We start from the raw sequence: 19,553 nt of genomic DNA, 5'->3' as shown, positions 1-19,553 counted from the left end.
TGCAGATAGGGTATCAAAGAACCGTTAGATAAAACAGAATACAAACCATTAGCATAAGCAGGTTAAGATACCAGAGTCATTAAAGAGATAACTGGTATCCAATTGTGACCGTAAATCTGATAAACAAACGAAGCTATAAAATAAAGAGTCGGTATGGAATTTCTAGGTTTTACTATTGATGTTGCGACATTAACGAATAATGCATTGAGCTTAATGTTTAAAGTGGCTTTAGCGATACTAATATTTGTAATAGGTCGCTGGCTTGCCAAAAAAGCCGTGACATTTGCTCATCGTATCATGCTACGTAGTCGTTTGGATGATACTGTCGCCAGTTTCTTAGGTCGTCTTATATACGGCGTATTGCTGGTCATTGTGGTCTTAGCCGCACTGAGCAAAGTTGGCGTACAAACCACCTCAGTCGTTGCTATCTTGGGCGGTGCTGCAGTAGCCATCGGTTTATCATTAAAGGATCAGTTGTCAAACTTTGCTGCTGGCATTATGATTGTGACTTTTCGTCCATTTGTAAGCGGTGACTATGTGCAGATTAGTAGCTATACAGGCACAGTGACCGAAATTACCTTGGTTAACACCCATCTAACCACGATAAACAATCACGATATTATCATTCCAAACAGCGATATCACCACATCAGCTGTGATCAATTATACTGCATTGCCCAATCGCCGCGTCGATATCACGGTCGGTATTGGCTATGATGCCAACATTAAAACCGCTAAAGAGGTGATGTTAAGCTTGGCCAGAAATAACCCGATGGCCTTTACTGATCCTGAGCCTATTGTACGAGTGACCAATCTGGGTGATAATTCTGTTGATCTGACGCTAAATGTTTGGACAACCAATGCAGATTGGTGGACCATGCAGTGTGATCTGCTTGAGCAGTTTAAATATGCGCTGGATGATGAAAAAATCGAGATTCCATTCCCGCAGCGCAGTGTCCATGTTAAAGGCTTGGATCAGATGATTAACCAGATGGGCCAATCACAAAAACTGCCCATGACCAAGGACTGATTGTTTGAAGAGATTGATTAGGTCAAAAAACTGACCTCGTCAAAATCAAACGTTTGGTAGATAGGGGTTTGGTAGGTTCAAACTTGCCAAAATCTCTATCTCAAACCTTTCCATCTCATCTTGTTCGGCCTGTCCAAGCTCGTGATCAAAACCCAATAGATGCAGCAAGCCATGTATTAGTAGATGGCTGATGTGCTGCTCCACTGTTTTTTGTTGCTCTACTGCTTCGCACTCCACGACGTCATGACATATGATTAGCTCACCAAGTGGCAGCATTGGCATTAGCTCGATAATATTAGCTGGCATCTCACTTGGGTACGACAGAATGTTGGTTGCGTAATCTTTGCCTCGCGCTTCTAGGTTCAGTTCACGACCTTCAGTCTTGTCGGTAATATATACATCCAACGCTTTGACTTTATCCTGCCATATCTCAAGGCTGATATTAGCGAAGTAGGGGAGCGTCAGTCCGTTCTCGATATGTCTATCTATATATTTTAAAGTCGCTACTATGATTGGTAATAGACACTCTTCACTATAGTAACAACTGATTAACCCCTCATCGATACTATCAATAGCGCTGACATCAAGCTCAACCTTGTCTAGTTCACTTGTCTTTAGTACGTTTATATTATCGTTGTTAGATTGGTTCATAGCTTCACCTTAAGGAGAGGTATAGTTGATTCTAAATAAAACAGATACATTGTATGTCAACGTGGAACTGGTATAAATTTTCCTTGCGTGCTGTGCCTGCGCCGACAGAGGCTGCGTAAAATTCATCCCAGTCCCACTGTATCGTTTTTGTACTGAACTCATTATATTACGCTTATCAAGACTAATTTTATTTAATGTTAATTAAAAGACCGGATCACTATTTTTAGTAATCCGGTCTTTTGAGTTAGACGTATACTGTTTAAAGATGCTTAGCTACAGCTTAGATGCTGCGTTAGCTATTGCCTGTCTGCGCTCTTGCTCAGCAATACGCTCTTGTTTGCGTTTTTCTTCCAATATCAACTGCTCACTGTCAAACACATCGTAAGCTTCAACGATTTGTTGTACCAACTGATGGCGTACCACATCTTTTGAATCAAACCGAGTGATATGGATCTCTTCGATACCGCTTAAGATATCTAGCGCTTGCGTCAGTCCAGATTTAGTACCACGTGGCAGATCGACCTGCGAGATGTCCCCTGTAATGACGGCTCGCGAGCCAAAGCCTAAACGTGTCAAAAACATTTTCATTTGCTCAGGTGTGGTGTTTTGCGCTTCATCTAAAATCACAAATGAGTTGTTTAACGTGCGCCCACGCATATAGGCCAATGGCGCAACTTCGATAATTTGACGTTCAATCATTTTGCCAACTTTTTCAAAGCCAAGCATTTCATATAGTGCGTCATATAAAGGGCGTAAGTAGGGGTCAATTTTTTGTGCCAAGTCACCCGGTAAAAAGCCCAGCTTCTCCCCAGCTTCTACCGCTGGACGGACCAGCAAAATGCGCTCGATCTCATTACGCTCTATCATATCGACAGCACAGGCTACCGCAAGATAAGTCTTACCCGTACCGGCAGGGCCAATACCAAACGATACATCGGAGCTGAGCACGTTTTTTACATAACGCTGCTGGTTGCCACCGCGTGGGATAATTTTGCCTTTACGAGTACGTAGACTGATGGGGGTAAAGTCACTTGCCGACTCCAAATCATCCAAATCGTCTTCGTTATCAGCAGCTTGCTCTTGTTGTTCATCTTCTCTATCTTGCTCACGCGAGATACTAGACTGAATGATAAGATGCAACTCTTCTGCACTGATATCTTTGGTGTTTTGAGCTTCGTCAACCAGCTTATAAATGATGCGTTCACCGCGCTCAACAGCAGTCACATCACCGCTCAGGCAAAAGTCGCCTTGACGTTGGCTGATTTTGATATCGAGACGGTCTTGTAGGTATTTCATGTGATTGTTATATTCACCAAGCACAGTTTTGAGCTGCGCTGGCGTCAATGATTCAAACTTTATACGGCGGTTCATAGAATCAGTCAAGCGATTATCCTTGTATTTGTTCCCAATTATGCTCTTAGATATCAGCGAATCTAGGGTCTTAATAAATAAAACAATGGTAGAAACTTATTAGTTTTGAGTAGTAGAAAAACGACAGTAAAATTGTTAGATATATAAAGGGTGATAAGTAACTATCCTGCCTTTATTATGGTTGATAGTTTTTAAATTTCAAGCCATACCTAAGGCCGGATAGCTTGGTTTTTGTATGGGGATTGCAACACCTACACTGGTTATCAGTTTTCTGTTGTATGAAAAAATTGTTGATGGACGACATCGGTTTAAGCTTACTGTAAAGGACACAGAGATTTGGGCAATTTGTGGTAATCTATCAGCTATCAAAACATGGCCTAGTCGTTATATAAATGCCTCAAAATCGGTTGAATCACTGTCAATAATGCAGTAAAAAATACTTAGTAAGCGTGTATAACAGCTCTATCCAATCAGTTCCAATAGGAATAATAATGATACAAGATACTCATTCAAATACCTCAGCGCAGACAAATGCTATGCAATCGAGCATTAGCAATCAGACTCTCGATACGAAAAACAATAAAATGGCCATGACCGAGCAGCAAGTACTGATCGCAGGTGGCGGTCATGTAGGGTTATCCTTTGCTTTGTTACTGGCCCATCATGGTATCGCCAGTACTTTGCTAGAAAAGATGAGCTACCCAACTATTAGCCCAAATGATGACAGTACGCGCAGTCATTATTTAGACAGTCGCAATACAGCATTATCACGGCGCACAGTACAGATTTACCAAGAGATAGGGTTGTGGGATGAGCTGCAAAGTCATGCCTGCCGCATTGATGCCGTGCAAATCAGTGAGCAAGGTAGCTTTGGGCGCGCACAGCTTAATAAAGCAGAAGAGCAGGTAGAGTCATTCGGACAAGTGATGGAAAATGCTTGGCTTGGACGTAAGCTACTACTGGCGGCACAGCAAGAACCGCTTATCACTCTGATTGATAACGCTAATGTCATCGCTGTGGAACAACAGAGCGATGGTATAACGCTCAGCTTTAGCTATTACGGTGAAGAGGAACATGAGCAGCAATTGCAAGCGAGTGTATTGGTTGCTTGTGATGGGCGGGACTCTACCGTGCGTCAACTGTTAGGTATCGATACGACGACCTATGATTATCAGCAAACCGCTATCGTCGGTGTGGTAGAGACAGACAAGCCGCATGAGCATAAAGCGATTGAGCGATTTAGTCCAGCAGGGCCGCTTGCAGTGTTGCCCTTGACCGATCCAGCAGGTGACGGCAATGATGAGTACCAAAAGGGCTATAGACGCTCGGTGGTCTGGGTCTGTCCAACAGGTGAAGAAGATAAATACCTAGAAGACGACGCGCATTTTTTGGCGACCTTACAGCAAGCATTTGGTGAGCGTGCTGGCAAGTTTGTCGCTGCTGGTCGCCGCGGTGCTTATCCGCTGACACGCGTACTGGCAGATAAGCAAGCAGATGGTCGCTGCGTCATCATAGGCAATGCTGCTCATACCTTGCATCCTGTGGCCGGCCAAGGCTTTAATCTGTGTATGCGTGATGCACATGTATTAGCGCAAATGATGAGTGCACAAGTCCTTAAGGGTGCAGATATCGGCGACCCAACGCTGCTTAAACGCTATGAAAAAGCGCGTCTAAGCGATCAAAAACGCGTTATTCGCTTTTGCGATGCGGTCGTTCATGGCTTTACTCATCCCAATCCAGCAGTAAAGCTGGCGCGTAATGTTGCTTTGATTGCTTTTGACAAGCTGCCCAACATTAAGCCGTTGGTGGCAAATTATGCGATGGGTTTAAAATCGTAATATAGTTAATCCTAAATAAGAAGAATACAGCTATGCCAGCGTGCTACTGGTATAAGTTTTCTTTGCTTGCTGTGTGACTTCATCACTCCAGAGGCTGCATAAAATCCATCCCAGTAGCACTGTGTTTATTTTATAGTAGAACGACTATATCCATAACTAAAGTGATGCGCTATTTTTAGTCCATTTAGATAACTATCAAGTGAATTGAAGACACGCCCTAACACGTCCTGATATCGAGAGCTAACTTATGACAAACAACCATACACTCATTATCGGCGGCGGTATCGTCGGTACGACGCTGGCGCTAAAGCTGGCGCAGGCCAAAATGCCCGTGACCTTAATCGATGCGCGTCCTGCCCGAGATAAGTCTGCATGGCAGCAAGTGCTACGCCGCCGCGATGCCCGCGTTTATGCGCTGAGCCTCGCCAGTATTGCGCTGCTAAAAGACGTAGGCGCTTGGCAAAAGATAGCACTATCTGGACGCAAGGCGGATTACTCGCAGATGCAGGTATGGCAGCTCAATGGTATGGGCGAGCTATTATTTGGTGATAGTGAGAGCATTGCGCCAGAACTGTTAGGCAGTATGGTTGAGCCTGCCGTTATTGAGCATGCATTATGGCAGCGCTTGTCTGAGGAAGATTTCGGTGACTATCTGACTGTCATCGCTGGACATAAAGTTGTGGGAATGGATTGGTTAGGAGCACAGCAAGGCTACCGTGTGACTTTAGATAATGATACAGCTATTGATGCCCAACTGTTGATTGGTGCAGATGGTCGTGGCTCATTTGTGCGTAAGCAGGCTGGGATTGAGATTGACATCCTTGATTATAATCAAACGGCGATTTGCTGCGCGATTCAAACTGCCAAACCCCATCAAGCCACCGCGCGCCAAGCCATGTTACCGACCGGCACGCTGGCATTATTGCCATTAGCAGATATTACAGATGAAGATAAAGCCAGTCCGCAACATTGGCAGTCGATAGTTTGGACACTGCCACGTAATCAAGCATTGGCATTAATAGAGGAAGAAGAGCGAGTGATCGCCGATAAGCTGGCCGCTGCCAGTAATTATGAGCTTGGCGCTATTAGTCAGATTGAATCAATCGCCAGCTTTCCACTGACCGCGCAACAGGCAAAGAGCTATGTCGCAGATAATTTAGTCTTGATAGGAGACGCTGCGCATGGAGTGCATCCACTCGCTGGACAAGGGCTAAACCTAGGTATGCTTGATGTGCAGGCGCTAAGTGAACAGCTAATGCATGACTTTGCCCGTAGTGGTGGCACGCTTTGGGGCAGCAATCAAACCCTGCGTACTTACGAGCGCCTGCGTCGTCCGCACAATAGCCTGATGATGCATAGCTTCTCAGCGCTAAACTGGCTGTTTGCAGGGTCACTTGCGCAAATGCGTCCTGTCCAGCAGATACGTAGCGAAGGCATGTATCGTGTGGGTAAGATTAAACCTTTGATGCGATTGTTTGCGAAGCAGGCGAGTGGGGTTTAGACAGTTGGTAATGATATCGTCAAATACCTTATTTTTACATAGCACATAGCACATAGCACATAGCACATAGCATAAAATAACTACTTGAAGGCAAACCCCATGCTCATTCCAAAATACTGGGCGCAACATAAACAGCGCTTTGACTCGCAAGTGAAAGTTGATAACGCGTCTGATACTCTAAAGTCTAAGCAAGCAACCATCAAGCGTTATGGCTGGTCAGATATCAGTCAAATCGAAGCGTTAAAACATGCTAAAGGTCGCGTAGCAGAGGCACATAACCGCTGGCTAGCAGGTGAAGATATCGTACGCCGTGAACGTAGGGAAGAGTATAACGAAATTAATGGCATTCCTATTCGTGAACAAATCATCTCTGAGCAGTTTTTCCCTTCATCTTCGCAATCAAAAACTGCATCAACGCAGCTTATCGTCACGCGCAACAGCTACGGTGCACAAGTCGCTAACGTTGATAACATCGCAATCATTGATGTTGATAATGATGATCTCTTGCGCTATCGATATCCTGAACACTACAGCCGTCACGGCTTTATGCCTGCCTTGCTCATTAATCAAAGTAAGCCATCAAGCAAATTAAAAATTTGGCTTTTTATCCTTGTGTTTATACTTATCGCCAGTGTCATAGCTTGGTTGGGATTATCATGGCTGTGGCTATTGGCAGTTATGTTTGGCGCGACTGCTTATTTGTGGCAACAAGCCAGCCAAAGAGACAAAGCGATCGCGCAACAATATGCCGATAATATCGCCTCATTAATGCCTTATATGACGGATTTGATCCAAAGACGAGTAGCAGCTCATCCTGCCGAACAATTTCGTTTGTATGAGACGCCAGCAGGTTTTCGTATTATCGCCACTCACAATACAGTTTTGCCAAAGGACGGCGTGGTTACCGAATGGTTTGAGTTTTTCCATGCTGATGCCAATTATGTGCGTCTTTGTCAGGCGCAGCAATGTTTTCGGGCGCGGCTCACTGCCAAGCCGTGGCGCATGGCTGAGGTCGAGAATAATAATTTGGCTAAAGATATCCCTGCTAAAGAGTTTTGGTTCGCTGATGATATCTCGCAACATGACTCTGATAATGAGCTTCAACATACTGATTTAACTGCGCGTAAGCAGTGGATTACTGATTATGAAGGCTTTGCAAAAGGCTACCGCGCTTGCCGTTATGTTGAGACTTTTTCTGGTAGAGGTAGTCATAACCATTCCGCTCAAATAGCTATCGATGAGTTTATACAATGGCATGATGATGCTTGTCGGGTAGAAAAAGAGCTAGCGATGGCATAATGAGTTTAAATTTCTACTTAAGGACTATCTATGAATGAAAGCGACTTTCAAGACGTTTTGAGAAATGTTGATAAAAGATTTATTACTTTAATAAAGATGGGTATCGAAAAATCTAGTGCTTTGAAAGAGTCTGCAAATGATCTTGAGTATTTAACTCTTGCTTTTCGTCATAATTATTTTGAAAAGACGAGAAAAAATAGTATATGTGTTTTAGAGTTAGCTTGTGAGGATGAAGTAGGCGCAAAAGAATATCTCTTGGGAGTTGTAACAAATAAGTCAGCAATCACAACGTTTGAAACAAGAGTATCCATTAAGAGTTTAAATAAAATATATCTCTCATCTTTCGTTGATTTATCTTCAAAATTTAAAGATGAAAAAATAGGAGAAACCTTCAAGCGGAAACTGTCTTCAGAATCAGAAGTAATAAACCTTACTTCTGCTACTAGTAGGGCTGCTATTACTGCATTATTTGAAGATAAGAATAACCATCATGCTTTAAATAATGTTTCTAATAGGTTGAACATATCTAAGCCAAAAGATTACGTAGCTCTAGCTCAAGAAGATGCTGAAAATATGGCGTTAAAAATATTTGGGATTGATTCTAATAAAAAGAATAGATATGAAAGTAGGCTCTATGAAGATAATATCATTCAGTCAGACCTCAATAACCTCGAAGGTTTCACTAAGGTTGCTGCAGACTATACAGGTAAAGTTAGTTATATCAAAAACCAAGAGCGGTTAACCATATATCATTCTAATAAATTACCTTTAGAAAAAATGCTTGGTGTAGACTTAATCTACATCAATGAAACAATGGATTCTGTAGTCATGATTCAGTATAAGATGCTTGAGAGAGAGTATGAAGACTGGATCTTTAGACCTGACTCACAAATGACAAAAGAAATATCGAGAATGAAGCTTCCAAAGTCTTCAGGAAGTTATGAAGGCTATCGATTGAATAGTAACCCTTTCTTTTTTAAGTTTATAAAAAGAGAAGCAGGAAGTTTAGGCTCTTCATTTGTAATTTCTTTAGGCCACTATCAGCATTATATTTCCACAAAAAATGCTAAAGGGCCTAGAGGTGGAGAGCGAATAGGTTTTGAAACACTTAAACGCAACTATTTAACTTCAAGCGATATTATAAATCTAATCCGTTCTGGATATGTTGGTACTCATGTTCAAGAGACTAAAGCTATAAAATTTATTGTTGATGAAGTAGCAAGGGGAAATAAGGCTATAATTATTGCATGGGAAAATAAGGTCAATGACAATTAGCAAAGTCAGCCTTATCCCCAAGCCGAAAACAGCACCATCAGCACCGGCGACACAATATTAATAATAAAGCCAAAGCTAATCGCCAGTGGCACAACTTTAAGACCACCTGATTGCTGAATAATCGGCAGGGTAAAGTCTAAACTGGTCGCGCCGCCAAGACCGACCGCTGCTGATGGATATTTACGCATAAAGACGGGAATAAATAATAGCGCAAAGAACTCACGTACCAAGTCATTAAATAGCGCCACACTGCCCCAAACGGCGCCATAAGCATCGGTCATGACGATGGCCGATAGCGAATACCAGCCAAACCCCGAAGCCAGTGCCAAGCCTTTCGTCCATGAAACATCGCTAAACATCAGCGCAAAGACAAGCCCGCCAACCAATATCGATAACGTAAAGATAATACTCATCTCAACGCCGCGTTTATTTAGTAGCACTTCTTTAAGGGTAATGCCTGAGCCTTTTAACCCAATGCCGACCAGTAAGATTAATATCATTAACATGACAGTCATGGTATTTTCAGGCGGCATATAATCTACTGGCAAGAAGTAGCCAATCACCATACCAATCACCACACAAATCACTTGTGCCAAGCTGCCACGAATACTGACGCGATGTTCTTTGGATTTTACGCTTGGCTTTTTAGCGTGCCATGGACGCACACGATCGAATAGCATGAGGGCAAACAAACCACTGCCAATCGTCAAGATCGATAGGATAGTGACATATAGGGCGATTTCGCCTATTTGGCTACCCAGCCCTTCTACTTGTGACAACTCAATACCGATAAGGGTTAAGATGACATAAACCAAGTACGACAAGCCCTTATCAGCAAGCCTAGTCATTCTGGGATTAGAAGGAATGGCAAAGCCAATAAACATTGGCATTAATACCAAAACAAGGGTAACTAGGCTTTGCATGATGATGTGCTCGCAGCTTTTTGAAGGCGTTTTTAGGAAGCTGGAGATTGTATCATATTAGGCTATAAATGCTGGAACAAGCAGACAAAAATTACCATATTCTTGCAAGTTTACAGAGTGCTAACAGCTGATTGCGAATGCTTATCTTAGTGGCTATATTCTTGACTGACTATAGCAAGTTTATCAGATCCATCAATATGGCTAGGCAGACTGTCTGATAGAGGTGCAATCATACTCACTTTAGGTTTGCTCGCTAAGTTTGGATAATCTTTTCGGTAATGCCCACCGCGACTCTCATGACGCTGATAAGCCGACTGTATAATCAATGCCGCTAATTGCAACTGTCTTGCTAATTGAAAGTAAGGCAAATCATTTAGAATAGTGGCCTTATCCTTGTTACCGATAGCTATTTGATTGGGGTTTACGCAGTTAAGCTCCTGTTGCCATTGCTGAATTTGTACCAGCACTTGTGTTAATTGTTTAGCTTCACGGGTAATACCCATATGGGACGTCATCAAAGCTTTTAATTCTGTGGTTATTGCAGTGATGTCGGCATTCGTATTGGTGCTGACGTCGACGTTGACGTTGACGTTGTGATTAACGTTAAAGTTACTTTTACACTCAATAAACGGTGGCAAAGTAATACGCTGACAATCTTCAAGCGTTGGCAATGTCCAAATGTCATGGATTGATTGGTCTAAACTGGTATAAATTGACGTTGTATCTAACTTTTCAGCTGCTTTTAGATAGCGCGGTAAGTCAGCCGCGATATTGCGCCCAACCACCACACACTCCGACAATGAGTTGCTCGCTAAGCGATTGGCTCCATGTAGCCCTGTATAAGCAACTTCACCTGCCGCATACAGCCCTAGCACATCGGTCAAACCATTAGCAGACGTCACCACGCCACCGCAACTATAATGAGCGGTAGGGGCGACTGGAATGGGATCGGTAGTAATATCGATACCGATGTCTAATAGTGTTTGATAAATCTGCGGAAAATGCGCTTGTATAAATGCAGCTGGCAAGTGACTAATATCAAGATGTACGTAGCCAAGTTCATTCTCATTAATTTGCTCAGCAATCGCTCGGGCGACGATATCTCGCGGTGCTAACTCTGCACGCTTATCAATATCGAGCATAAAACGCTTTCCGGTTTGCGGACAATACAACCGCCCACCTTCACCGCGCAGTGCTTCAGAGATTAAAAAGCTGCTATCATCTAACGCTAACCCCGTCGGGTGAAATTGAATAAATTCTAAATTGGCTAGTCGACAGCCTGCTTGCCATGCCATCATCACGCCATCGCCGACACAGACATTGGGGGCGCTGGCACGTTTAAATAGTTGCCCCAAGCCGCCACTAGCCATTACGACAGCGCGACTATGAAAGGTAAGCTTACGATTATTAATGTGGTCAAAAACCAGCGCACCTTGGCATTGGTTATTTTGATTAGCGCTATTTTTTAAAAGGTTAAGTGCTTCATGGTAGGGAAGGATAGTGATGTTAGATGCAGCTTGCGCTTTTAAAATCAAAGCTTCCATAATATGTCGACCGGTTGCATCATCAGCATGGGCAACTCGTCGGCAGCCATGCCCACCTTCTTTGGTTAGATGTAATTGAGAAAGCTCAAAACCTGATTTTATATGATCTTTTGATTCTTGCTGAGGAGTTTTAGTAAACGGTACGCCTTGCTCGCACAGCCACTGTACCGCTTGTTGTCCAGCGCTTAGAATGTTGGTGGTATTATCAGTTTCACATAAGCCTGCGCCAGCGACCAAGGTGTCCGCGATATGGGCAGCTATTGAATCGTTTTTGTCCAAGCTGGCTGCGATACCACCTTGCGCGTAATGACTTGAGCAAACCTCCAATGCTGCTTTACTTAGTATCATAATGCTCAGCGATTTTGGCAAAGCAAGAGCAGTGCTTAGTCCCGCTAGGCCAGCACCAATAATAAGTACGTCTGTTTTCCTAACATCATTAACATCAGTAGTAGCGTTATTGTTTGCTCTAACCAATACGCGCGCCTCATTCATATTAGGCAGCTCCAACGTTAGCAAATAGCGCACGGTCTTTGACAATATCTCCGCTCGCGGCCACACGTTGCTTTTGCGCTTCGGCAAAATCAAGCATGCGTTGTAGTGGTTTTTTTGCACCTGCTGCCAGCTCAGGCGTCATTAATATTTCACCGCTGCGCTGAGACAGACACTGCTCAATTCCTTTTAGGCCATTCATCGCCATCCATGGACAGAATGCACAGCTTTTACAACTGGCGCTCTCACCAGCGGTCGGCGCAGCTAGAAAACGCTTATTTGGCGAGCGCTTTTGCATCTCGTGCAAGATACCCAGGTCGGTAGCGACAATAAAGGTATCGGCATCCAGCTCATACGTTGATTTTAATAGTTTGCTGGTTGAGCCAACCACATCAGCGAGGTCGACCACGTTATCAGGTGATTCAGGATGTACCAACACCTTAGCGTCAGGGTGTTCTTCTTTTAATTGTATCAGCTCAGTCGCTTTAAACTCGTTATGTACTAGACAAGACCCTTGCCACAGCAACATGTCTGCGCCAGTCTCTTGTGCAAAGTATTTACCCAAATGACGGTCAGGCCCCCAAATGATAGGCTCGCCTTGGGCATGCAAGTGACGCACGATGTCGATACCAACGGACGAGGTCACGACCCAATCAGCTCGCGCTTTAACTGCAGCGCTGGTGTTGGCATAGACCACCACCGTACGTTCAGGATGAACATCACAAAATGCTGAAAACTCATCGGCAGGACAGCCCAAGTCAAGCGAACACTCAGCCTCCAAGTCTGGCATAAGTACCGTTTTTTCCATGCTTAGTATTTTTGCCGATTCGCCCATAAAACGTACGCCAGCGACGATCAATGTTTGCGCACTATGCGCTTGCCCAAAGCGTGCCATCTCCAATGAATCACCAACACAGCCACCTGTTGCTAATGCTAAGTCTTGAATAAAAGGGTCGACATAGTAGTGGGCGACCAATACTGCATTGTGCTCTTTTAATAGCTGCTTAATGTTTTCTTCAACTGCGAGACGTTCGGTGCGCGTCAGGTCTGCTGGTATTCTAGCTTTGGCATATTCGATGTTCATTTGAGTAGCAATACGATTATCAGTACTCATGATGGGCGCGTCATAAGGATAAGTTTTCATAAGTGCAAGCCTTTTGTGCGGTAGCGACAAGCAATATGTCGCTAAAATAAATCAATTAAAAACAGCTAATAAATAGAACTATGTTAATTATGCTCATTTTGAGCATAAAAACAAGATGTTTTTGTATGTTTTATAATTAAAATAATAAGTTTGGACAGTATTAATGCTCTTATTGATTTGAACTAAGCGGTATTCTCAGTTAATAATTACAACCGTTTCCTACGATAAATTATGATTCACGCTATACTGATCCTTGTCCAACATAAATCGCAAATTATCAATCATTAGCCATTAAGGATAATAATAAAGAACTATGACGTTGTCTTACTCACATGCACATCAGCAAGGCAGTGGTACCACAGAAGTGGTCGCTGTATTAGTGTCGATTAACGAGCATACCGCTCGTGTTTTAACGGTTGATCAAGGCAAGCTACTACCTAATGGCCCCCTCATGCCATTGCATCGCTCGTTGCAAGCTGGCGTACGTCAATGGGTCGAAGAACAAACACAGCAGCCACTTGGGTATATAGAGCAGTTATATACCTTTGTCGATACCAATAGACGTAGTGTCGATGGGCATGCGTTGGTTTATGTCAGCTATCTGGGTTTGGTACAAGAAACCCAAACACAAGCGCTGCAGAGCCAAGCCATATGGCGCGACTGGTACGATTATTTTCCTTGGGAAAACCACTTAGAAGGTATGCCAAGTATTATCATGGATTTTATTGTGCCAACACTGTTAGATTGGGCAAATGATACGGAGGATACAACCGCGCAACGCCGTCGTCATCAGCGCATCAGACTGTGTTGGGGGTTGAATGAAGCGTTCTTGGCAGATGAAAATGTCAAACACAAAGACGCTGGTACTAATTCAAATAGTGATAACAATAATGAAGGCAGAAAGTGGGTGGCTGAGCATGTACTGCTACGCTATGAAATGCTTTATGAAGCAGGGTTGATACCTGAAGCGCCAAGCTATCCAGCAAGCTATTTATCCAACGCTAAAACCGCTCACTTACCTGAAAATTGGTCGCAGCTAATAGGCGTACCCATGTATTACGATCATCGCCGGGTGATAGCTACTGCCATTTCACGCCTGCGAGCCAAGATTGAATATCGACCACTGATTTTTGGTTTGATGCCCGATGTTTTTACCTTATCGCAGCTACAAAAAAGCGTTGAGGCATTATCAGGAGTACGGCTACATAAGCAAAATTTTCGCCGTTTGCTTGATTCTCAAAACTTGGTAATAAAGACAGGAGAGAGCAGTAGCACTCAGCGCGGTAGGCCGGCCAAACTGTATCGTTTTTGTCATGACATTGAGCTACAAAGTTTGCTTATGGACAGTAAGCTTCCAAAGCGCAAATAGATAGCAAGCTACTCAACGAGTCTTAAATAATAATACAAAAACCATATCATGCTACTAAGATAATTTTATTAACTTACAAAAATTACTGAACGAACAAGATTATCGCCTTATCTTGCGAGCCTGCTCATTTTAAGTTATATTTATGCTCATTTTGAGTTTAATTGAATAAAATTCATATCAAGCATTGCGCATAAAAAAGGACTAAAAATGACAGTCATACAAGAACCAGCATTAGATGAGGTATTGCTTAAGCCATTGGTTGAAGTGGCACTAACAGAAGATTTGGGTAGACGTGGTGATGTCACATCTCAAGCAACTATCCCAGCCGATGTGCAAGCACAATTACAGATTAAAGCGCGGCAAGCAGGCGTGATATGTGGGATGGATTTGGCACGATTGTCCTTTGCTTTGGTTGATGCGCAAATTGAGTTTACTGCTCAAGTTGCTGATGGTGAGTTGGTTGATGCTGATACAGTATTAGCAACTGTCAGCGGCAACGCGCGTCATCTATTGACAGCCGAGCGTACCGCATTGAACTTTATGACGCATCTAAGTGGTATTGCGACAGCGACGCGGCAGATTGTCGATAGTGTGGCAGAGTATCCCGCGCAAATTACCTGTACGCGTAAAACTATTCCAGGTCTGCGTACGGTACAAAAGTACGCGGTACGCTGTGGCGGCGGGCGCAACCATCGCTTGGGTTTGGACGATGCGATTTTAATTAAAGACAATCACATTGCCATTGCAGGTGATATCAAGACTGCCATCAAGCAGGCACAGAATTTCGCCGGTCACCTGATCCCGATTGAAGTTGAAGTTGATACGTTAGAGCAGCTACAGCAAGCGCTAGATGCTGGTGCAACTTTAGTTTTATTAGATAACATGTCACCTGAGATATTGACGCAAGCAGTAGCAATGTGTAAAGGTCGCGCTAAAACTGAGGCATCAGGTGGCATTACCCCTAAAACGGTACAAGGGGTCGCAGAGACGGGCGTTGATTTTATTGCAATGGGCTATTTGACGCACAGTACGACCGCATTAGATATCGGTCTTGATTTCAGTACTGAATTAGTGCTGAATGAGCAATAATTCGCTCATTACTAAGAGGTGTAAATATTAACCAAAGTTAATGATTTAATTAGGTTATCTGCCTATGCTACAATGCCGCTGTTAACCGATTATTGGGTCATCGTTGCACTCGCACGATGGCCTTATCTTTTGCCTGATTTTTATCGTTAAACAAGCGAGCGCTCAGTGAATACTGAAATTATCAAGATTATCTTAGCCTTTGTGGTATTGATTAATCCTTTTGCAGCTTTGACGCTGTTTTTAGATTTAACCCGCGGCTACTCGATGATTGATCGTCGTAGGGTTGCTCGGGTAGCTTGTGTTACGATCTTTATTACTATTAGTTTTTTTACTGTAGCAGGCGAGATCTTGTTGAGAGCTTTGGGTATCTCGATTGGCTCGTTTCAGTTGGCAGGTGGCATACTGATATTTTTAATTGCTCTTAATATGTTGAACGGTGAGGGGAATCCAGTCAAACCTGACCAAGAAAACTTCGATGTCGAATTTGACAAATATGCAGCACCAAGTACCGCCTCAGCAGTAGTACCCTTAGCCATTCCTATGATGATCGGACCTGGCGGTATCTCAACTGTCATTATTTATTCGTCACAAGTCTCAGGTATATTGCAGGTATCTGCAGTCATTATCGCAGGGTTATTGATTAGTCTGTTTTGTTATTTAGCATTAATGGCAGCAGGCCGTATCAGTCGCTTATTAGGTGATACTGGGCTTAATATTATGAGCCGAATCATGGGCATGCTCTTGGCAGCAGTTTCTATTGAAATTATCGTTAGCGGCCTACGTACGCTGTTCCCTAATTTAATATAGAATGTTTGAGCGTTTAGTCACCTAATCATCTAACCTTTCACTTTTAATCAAAAGCCATCGTATTTGTATACTCTTGCACAAAAAATAGTAGAAATTCTGTCTTGTTTAAGAATGTTTTAAGTTCTGGTTTTGCTCATTTATAACCAACTAGCAGTGCTCCTAAATACCATTGATAATTATGTGTTATAGTAATTGTCCACTATTTTTAGCAGGAGTTGATCTTGAGTAAGAACAGAATTGCTATTTTGGGTGCAGGACCGAGCGGTTTAGCACAGCTGCGTGCTTTTGAAGCGGCTCGTTTAGCAGGCGTAAAAGACTTGCCTGAAATAGTTTGTTATGAAAAACAAAACGCTATTGGCGGTATGTGGAATTATAGCTGGCGTACAGGTTTGGATAGAAATGGTGAGCCTGTGCACGGTAGTATGTATCGCTATCTATGGTCAAATGGACCCAAAGAGTGCTTAGAGTTTGCGGATTACTCTTTTGATGAGCACTTTGGTGAGCCTATCCCCTCATATCCTCCGCGTGAAGTCTTAAAAGACTACATCATGGGCCGTATTGACAAGCAAGATATTCAAAAGTACATACGTTTTGAATGCCCGGTACGTTGGGTGTCTTTCGACGATGACACGCAAAAATTTACCGTGACGGTGATGAACCATAAAACCAATGAGCAAGAAGTCGAAGAGTTTGATTATGTCGTGGTTGCAACGGGTCATTTCTCAACGCCAAATATGCCGTATTTTGCAGGTTTAGAGACTTTCCCAGGTCGTATCTTGCATGCTCATGACTTTCGCGATGCATTAGAATTTAAAGATGAAGATATCTTATTGATCGGTAGTAGTTACTCTGCTGAAGACATCGGCACGCAGTGTTATAAGTACGGGACCAAATCAGTCACTATTAGCTATCGCACGCAAGCGCTTGGTTATGATTGGCCAGAAGGCATTAAAGAGGTGCCGTTAGTGACGCATTTTGAAGATGATGTGGCGCATTTTGCAGATGGTACCAGTCAACAATTTGACGCTATCATTATGTGTACGGGCTACTTGTTCCATTTTCCATTTTTGCCTGATGAGCTGCGCCTACAGACGCATAACTGCTTATATCCAGCCAATCTATACAAAGGCATTTTTTGGCAGCCAAACCCCAAGCTTATCTATCTAGGAATGCAGGATCAGTACTTCACCTTCAATATGTTTGATGCCCAAGCATGGTATGCACGTGATGTAATGATGGATGATATCAAATTGCCTGACTTAGCAACACGGGAAGCAGATGAGCAAAAGTGGCTGACCACTTATGATAAATCGGTAACGGTTGATGATTCTATCGATTTTCAAGCCGCATATATTCGCGACTTAACCGATACAACTGACTATCCTGAGTTTGCAGTAGAGAAGCAAGGCGAGATACTAAAAGAGTGGCAAGAGCACAAAAAAGACGGCATCATGACCTTTAGAGAGAAGGCTTATCGTTCTACTTTGACAGGTACACTAGCACCTGAATTGCCAGAGCCTTGGTTAGATGTCCTTGATGACTCACTAGAGCACTTTTTGAACTTAAGCTTTGTTAAGCCTAAAAAACGTAAAAAGGCATCATAAATCGTAAATTATAAATCGTTGTAATTGTTAACCAAGCATATTCAATGAGTGTGTTTGGTTTTTGCGTTTATGCAGCTACAGCCTTTGTTTATAGTTAGGTTCGCTCAATGTTCTAACTTTGATATAGATGCCAAGCCAAATACAACATAAGGATGCCGACTAAAGCATCCAGTATATTCCACGCTTTTGGTTTGGCAAATAAAGGTCTAAGTAATCGTGCGCCATAGCCTAGTGCAAAAAAGAAAAAGAACGAGGCACTGACTGCCCCAGCTGCAAACACAACTTTACTGTCTGCCCCTGTTGAAACCATCCCAACTAGCACCAATGTATCTAGATAGACGTGTGGATTGAGCCAAGTAAAACCAAAGCAGAGGAGTAGCGCCTTCTTTAGACTGGTGACTACTTGTCCATCGACATCAAGAGCATGCGATAAACGTATGCTAGCATACAAGCTTTGTAACCCGTAGCCCAACAAAAATATGACACCAGCGAATTTGGCAATATCGACTACTTGTGGATAGCGTGCTGTGACTGCGCCAAAACCGCCGACGCCAGCAGATATCAGGATTGCATCACTGAGCGCACAAAACAGGCAGACGAAAAATATATGCTCGCGTTTAAGACCTTGTTTTAAGACAAAAGCATTTTGTGAGCCGATGGCTATAATGAGTGATAAACCAAGTAAGAAGCCAGAGACGTAATCGGGAGCATTCATAATATAATAGTGATTCGTTTTTTGAAGGGTAGCGATGTTGACATTTTGCGTACTGGCAGTGCTCTAAAAAGCTGTTAAGATACGCTATTGATTTAATCTATGCAATACAAGATAAACACAATCTGACTGCAAGGGATGAGGGGCACAGTACGTCATGGTCGTAAGTCTGACAAGAATGCTACAATCATTTGGTCAAGCTCAAGATGACTTGCCAACACTCGCAGCTCAAAATATCCAACAAACGGCGGGCAGCGCTGAGGTAGAAACGACTAAAACCAGTGATCAAAGTAGTAGTGAGCACTCTATATTGACCCCGCCTGAGCGTGCAGATCGTATCTGTGCTGCGTTGGCACACGTTAATGACATTCAAACGCCAACGCCATTAACGGATCGTTATTTGTCCAACCTTTCTCAGATGCGTCCGGCGAATAGACCTCCTTTTGACCCAGATACATTATGGTATCTAAAACATGGAAGCTGTCCGATTATGACTGAGCTTGTTGATGTGGTCGATGAAGCCACCCTAAATGCAATGCCGATTGAGGCTGTTGCAATACTAGACCGAATCAACGGTAAGCTTAAGCGCTACCGTGAGTGGAGTAGTGAGCTCAATGAGCAGCAACAACAGCAGCACAACGAACGTCAATTTGTCATCGATAAACTGGTGTCTGAAAGTATCCCAGAGGCATTGTATCATTATGAGCAACTTCAACGTTTTAGCCCGCACCGTACTAAGAATAATATGGTACAAGGAAAAATGACGGCAGGCGATATGTTGACAGATTTGTTTTTGGAGATTGATTACGAGCTTGATGAATTATTGGATGAGTTGCATCAAACGGTTATGGATCGTCTTGCTTCAACACATCGTTATGTGAAAAGCCGCACCCAAAGCTGACGTTACC

The 19,553-nt window shown here is 43.2% G+C and carries 16 protein-coding genes; 10 read left to right on the top strand and 6 right to left on the bottom strand.

All coding sequences use genetic code 11. The features are described 5' to 3' along the window. Positions 1–153 precede the first annotated feature (153 nt). Positions 154–1,029 (top strand): mechanosensitive ion channel family protein, encoded by an 876-nt coding sequence (locus ACS8FB_RS04460; protein WP_439261220.1) that lies wholly within the window; start codon positions 154–156, stop codon positions 1,027–1,029. A gap of 45 nt (positions 1,030–1,074) precedes the next feature. Here the strand turns inward: ACS8FB_RS04460 and ybeY are convergent, their stop codons facing one another. Both ybeY and ACS8FB_RS04450 read right to left on the bottom strand, forming a co-directional pair. Further along, entirely contained in the window at positions 1,075–1,680 is a 606-nt protein-coding gene (gene ybeY, locus ACS8FB_RS04455) for an rRNA maturation RNase YbeY (RefSeq protein ID WP_439261219.1), read from the bottom strand. Positions 1,681–1,953: 273 nt separating this feature from the next. After that, positions 1,954–3,051, bottom strand: a complete 1,098-nt coding sequence (locus ACS8FB_RS04450) for a PhoH family protein (protein WP_439261303.1) — start codon at positions 3,049–3,051, stop codon at positions 1,954–1,956. A gap of 584 nt (positions 3,052–3,635) precedes the next feature. Here ACS8FB_RS04450 and ACS8FB_RS04445 point away from each other — a divergent pair. The 4 genes from ACS8FB_RS04445 to ACS8FB_RS04430 all read left to right on the top strand — a co-directional run bounded on the left by ACS8FB_RS04445 (position 3,636) and on the right by ACS8FB_RS04430 (position 8,964). Then, the gene (locus tag ACS8FB_RS04445; RefSeq protein WP_439261302.1) at positions 3,636–4,889 is read left to right on the top strand and encodes an FAD-dependent monooxygenase; all 1,254 of its coding nucleotides are present in this window, start codon (positions 3,636–3,638) and stop codon (positions 4,887–4,889) included. A 247-nt stretch (positions 4,890–5,136) separates the two neighbouring features. Beyond that, positions 5,137–6,390: an FAD-dependent monooxygenase gene (locus tag ACS8FB_RS04440; protein ID WP_439261218.1), complete on the top strand. Its 1,254-nt coding sequence runs from the start codon at positions 5,137–5,139 to the stop codon at positions 6,388–6,390. 99 nt (positions 6,391–6,489) lie between these two features. Next, positions 6,490–7,689, top strand: coding sequence for a hypothetical protein (locus tag ACS8FB_RS04435; RefSeq protein ID WP_439261217.1), 1,200 nt, complete (start codon positions 6,490–6,492; stop codon positions 7,687–7,689). Between the two features lie 30 nt (positions 7,690–7,719). After that, positions 7,720–8,964, top strand: a complete 1,245-nt coding sequence (locus ACS8FB_RS04430) for a hypothetical protein (protein ID WP_439261215.1) — start codon at positions 7,720–7,722, stop codon at positions 8,962–8,964. An 11-nt stretch (positions 8,965–8,975) separates the two neighbouring features. Here ACS8FB_RS04430 and ACS8FB_RS04425 read toward each other — a convergent pair whose 3' ends face one another. From ACS8FB_RS04425 to nadA, 3 genes are all read right to left on the bottom strand, one after another. Further along, on the bottom strand, positions 8,976–9,887 hold the full coding sequence (locus ACS8FB_RS04425) for a LysO family transporter (RefSeq protein ID WP_439261213.1): 912 nt from the start codon (positions 9,885–9,887) through the stop codon (positions 8,976–8,978). Between the two features lie 146 nt (positions 9,888–10,033). Then, a complete protein-coding gene (nadB, locus tag ACS8FB_RS04420) occupies positions 10,034–11,923 on the bottom strand; it encodes an L-aspartate oxidase (RefSeq protein ID WP_439261211.1) in 1,890 nt (629 codons plus the stop codon). A gap of 1 nt (position 11,924) precedes the next feature. Continuing rightward, the gene (nadA, locus tag ACS8FB_RS04415; protein ID WP_439261209.1) at positions 11,925–13,064 is read right to left on the bottom strand and encodes a quinolinate synthase NadA; all 1,140 of its coding nucleotides are present in this window, start codon (positions 13,062–13,064) and stop codon (positions 11,925–11,927) included. Positions 13,065–13,377: 313 nt separating this feature from the next. On the opposite strand from nadA, the gene ACS8FB_RS04410 reads away from it, so the two are divergent. The 4 genes from ACS8FB_RS04410 to ACS8FB_RS04395 all read left to right on the top strand — a co-directional run bounded on the left by ACS8FB_RS04410 (position 13,378) and on the right by ACS8FB_RS04395 (position 17,933). Next, positions 13,378–14,433, top strand: a complete 1,056-nt coding sequence (locus tag ACS8FB_RS04410) for an NUDIX hydrolase (protein WP_439261208.1) — start codon at positions 13,378–13,380, stop codon at positions 14,431–14,433. A gap of 207 nt (positions 14,434–14,640) precedes the next feature. Continuing rightward, the gene (gene nadC, locus ACS8FB_RS04405; protein ID WP_439261206.1) at positions 14,641–15,522 is read left to right on the top strand and encodes a carboxylating nicotinate-nucleotide diphosphorylase; all 882 of its coding nucleotides are present in this window, start codon (positions 14,641–14,643) and stop codon (positions 15,520–15,522) included. 165 nt (positions 15,523–15,687) lie between these two features. Next, on the top strand, positions 15,688–16,329 hold the full coding sequence (locus ACS8FB_RS04400) for a MarC family protein (RefSeq protein ID WP_439261204.1): 642 nt from the start codon (positions 15,688–15,690) through the stop codon (positions 16,327–16,329). A gap of 221 nt (positions 16,330–16,550) precedes the next feature. Beyond that, positions 16,551–17,933: an NAD(P)-binding domain-containing protein gene (locus ACS8FB_RS04395; RefSeq protein WP_439261202.1), complete on the top strand. Its 1,383-nt coding sequence runs from the start codon at positions 16,551–16,553 to the stop codon at positions 17,931–17,933. 112 nt (positions 17,934–18,045) lie between these two features. Here the strand turns inward: ACS8FB_RS04395 and ACS8FB_RS04390 are convergent, their stop codons facing one another. Then, positions 18,046–18,648: a LysE/ArgO family amino acid transporter gene (locus ACS8FB_RS04390; protein WP_439261200.1), complete on the bottom strand. Its 603-nt coding sequence runs from the start codon at positions 18,646–18,648 to the stop codon at positions 18,046–18,048. 175 nt (positions 18,649–18,823) lie between these two features. Here ACS8FB_RS04390 and ACS8FB_RS04385 point away from each other — a divergent pair, with 175 nt between their 5' ends. Beyond that, entirely contained in the window at positions 18,824–19,546 is a 723-nt protein-coding gene (locus ACS8FB_RS04385) for a hypothetical protein (protein WP_439261199.1), read from the top strand. Positions 19,547–19,553 lie beyond the last annotated feature (7 nt).

The organism is Psychrobacter sp. 1U1 (assembly GCF_051847535.1).
GTDB lineage: Bacteria > Pseudomonadota > Gammaproteobacteria > Pseudomonadales > Moraxellaceae > Psychrobacter > Psychrobacter saeujeotis.
This window is presented reverse-complemented; position numbering and strand designations above follow the sequence as displayed.

Excerpts from the sequence above, each read along its gene's own strand:
- ACS8FB_RS04460 (WP_439261220.1), top strand. The coding sequence starts at position 154 with ATGGAATTTCTAGGTTTTACTATTGATGTTGCGACATTAACGAATAAT.
- ybeY (WP_439261219.1), bottom strand. The coding sequence starts at position 1,680 with ATGAACCAATCTAACAACGATAATATAAACGTACTAAAGACAAGTGAA.
- ACS8FB_RS04450 (WP_439261303.1), bottom strand. The coding sequence starts at position 3,051 with ATGAACCGCCGTATAAAGTTTGAATCATTGACGCCAGCGCAGCTCAAA.
- ACS8FB_RS04445 (WP_439261302.1), top strand. The coding sequence starts at position 3,636 with ATGGCCATGACCGAGCAGCAAGTACTGATCGCAGGTGGCGGTCATGTA.
- ACS8FB_RS04440 (WP_439261218.1), top strand. The coding sequence starts at position 5,137 with ATGACAAACAACCATACACTCATTATCGGCGGCGGTATCGTCGGTACG.
- ACS8FB_RS04435 (WP_439261217.1), top strand. The coding sequence starts at position 6,490 with ATGCTCATTCCAAAATACTGGGCGCAACATAAACAGCGCTTTGACTCG.
- ACS8FB_RS04430 (WP_439261215.1), top strand. The coding sequence starts at position 7,720 with ATGAATGAAAGCGACTTTCAAGACGTTTTGAGAAATGTTGATAAAAGA.
- ACS8FB_RS04425 (WP_439261213.1), bottom strand. The coding sequence starts at position 9,887 with ATGCAAAGCCTAGTTACCCTTGTTTTGGTATTAATGCCAATGTTTATT.
- nadB (WP_439261211.1), bottom strand. The coding sequence starts at position 11,923 with ATGAATGAGGCGCGCGTATTGGTTAGAGCAAACAATAACGCTACTACT.
- nadA (WP_439261209.1), bottom strand. The coding sequence starts at position 13,064 with ATGAAAACTTATCCTTATGACGCGCCCATCATGAGTACTGATAATCGT.
- ACS8FB_RS04410 (WP_439261208.1), top strand. The coding sequence starts at position 13,378 with ATGACGTTGTCTTACTCACATGCACATCAGCAAGGCAGTGGTACCACA.
- nadC (WP_439261206.1), top strand. The coding sequence starts at position 14,641 with ATGACAGTCATACAAGAACCAGCATTAGATGAGGTATTGCTTAAGCCA.
- ACS8FB_RS04390 (WP_439261200.1), bottom strand. The coding sequence starts at position 18,648 with ATGAATGCTCCCGATTACGTCTCTGGCTTCTTACTTGGTTTATCACTC.
- ACS8FB_RS04385 (WP_439261199.1), top strand. The coding sequence starts at position 18,824 with ATGCTACAATCATTTGGTCAAGCTCAAGATGACTTGCCAACACTCGCA.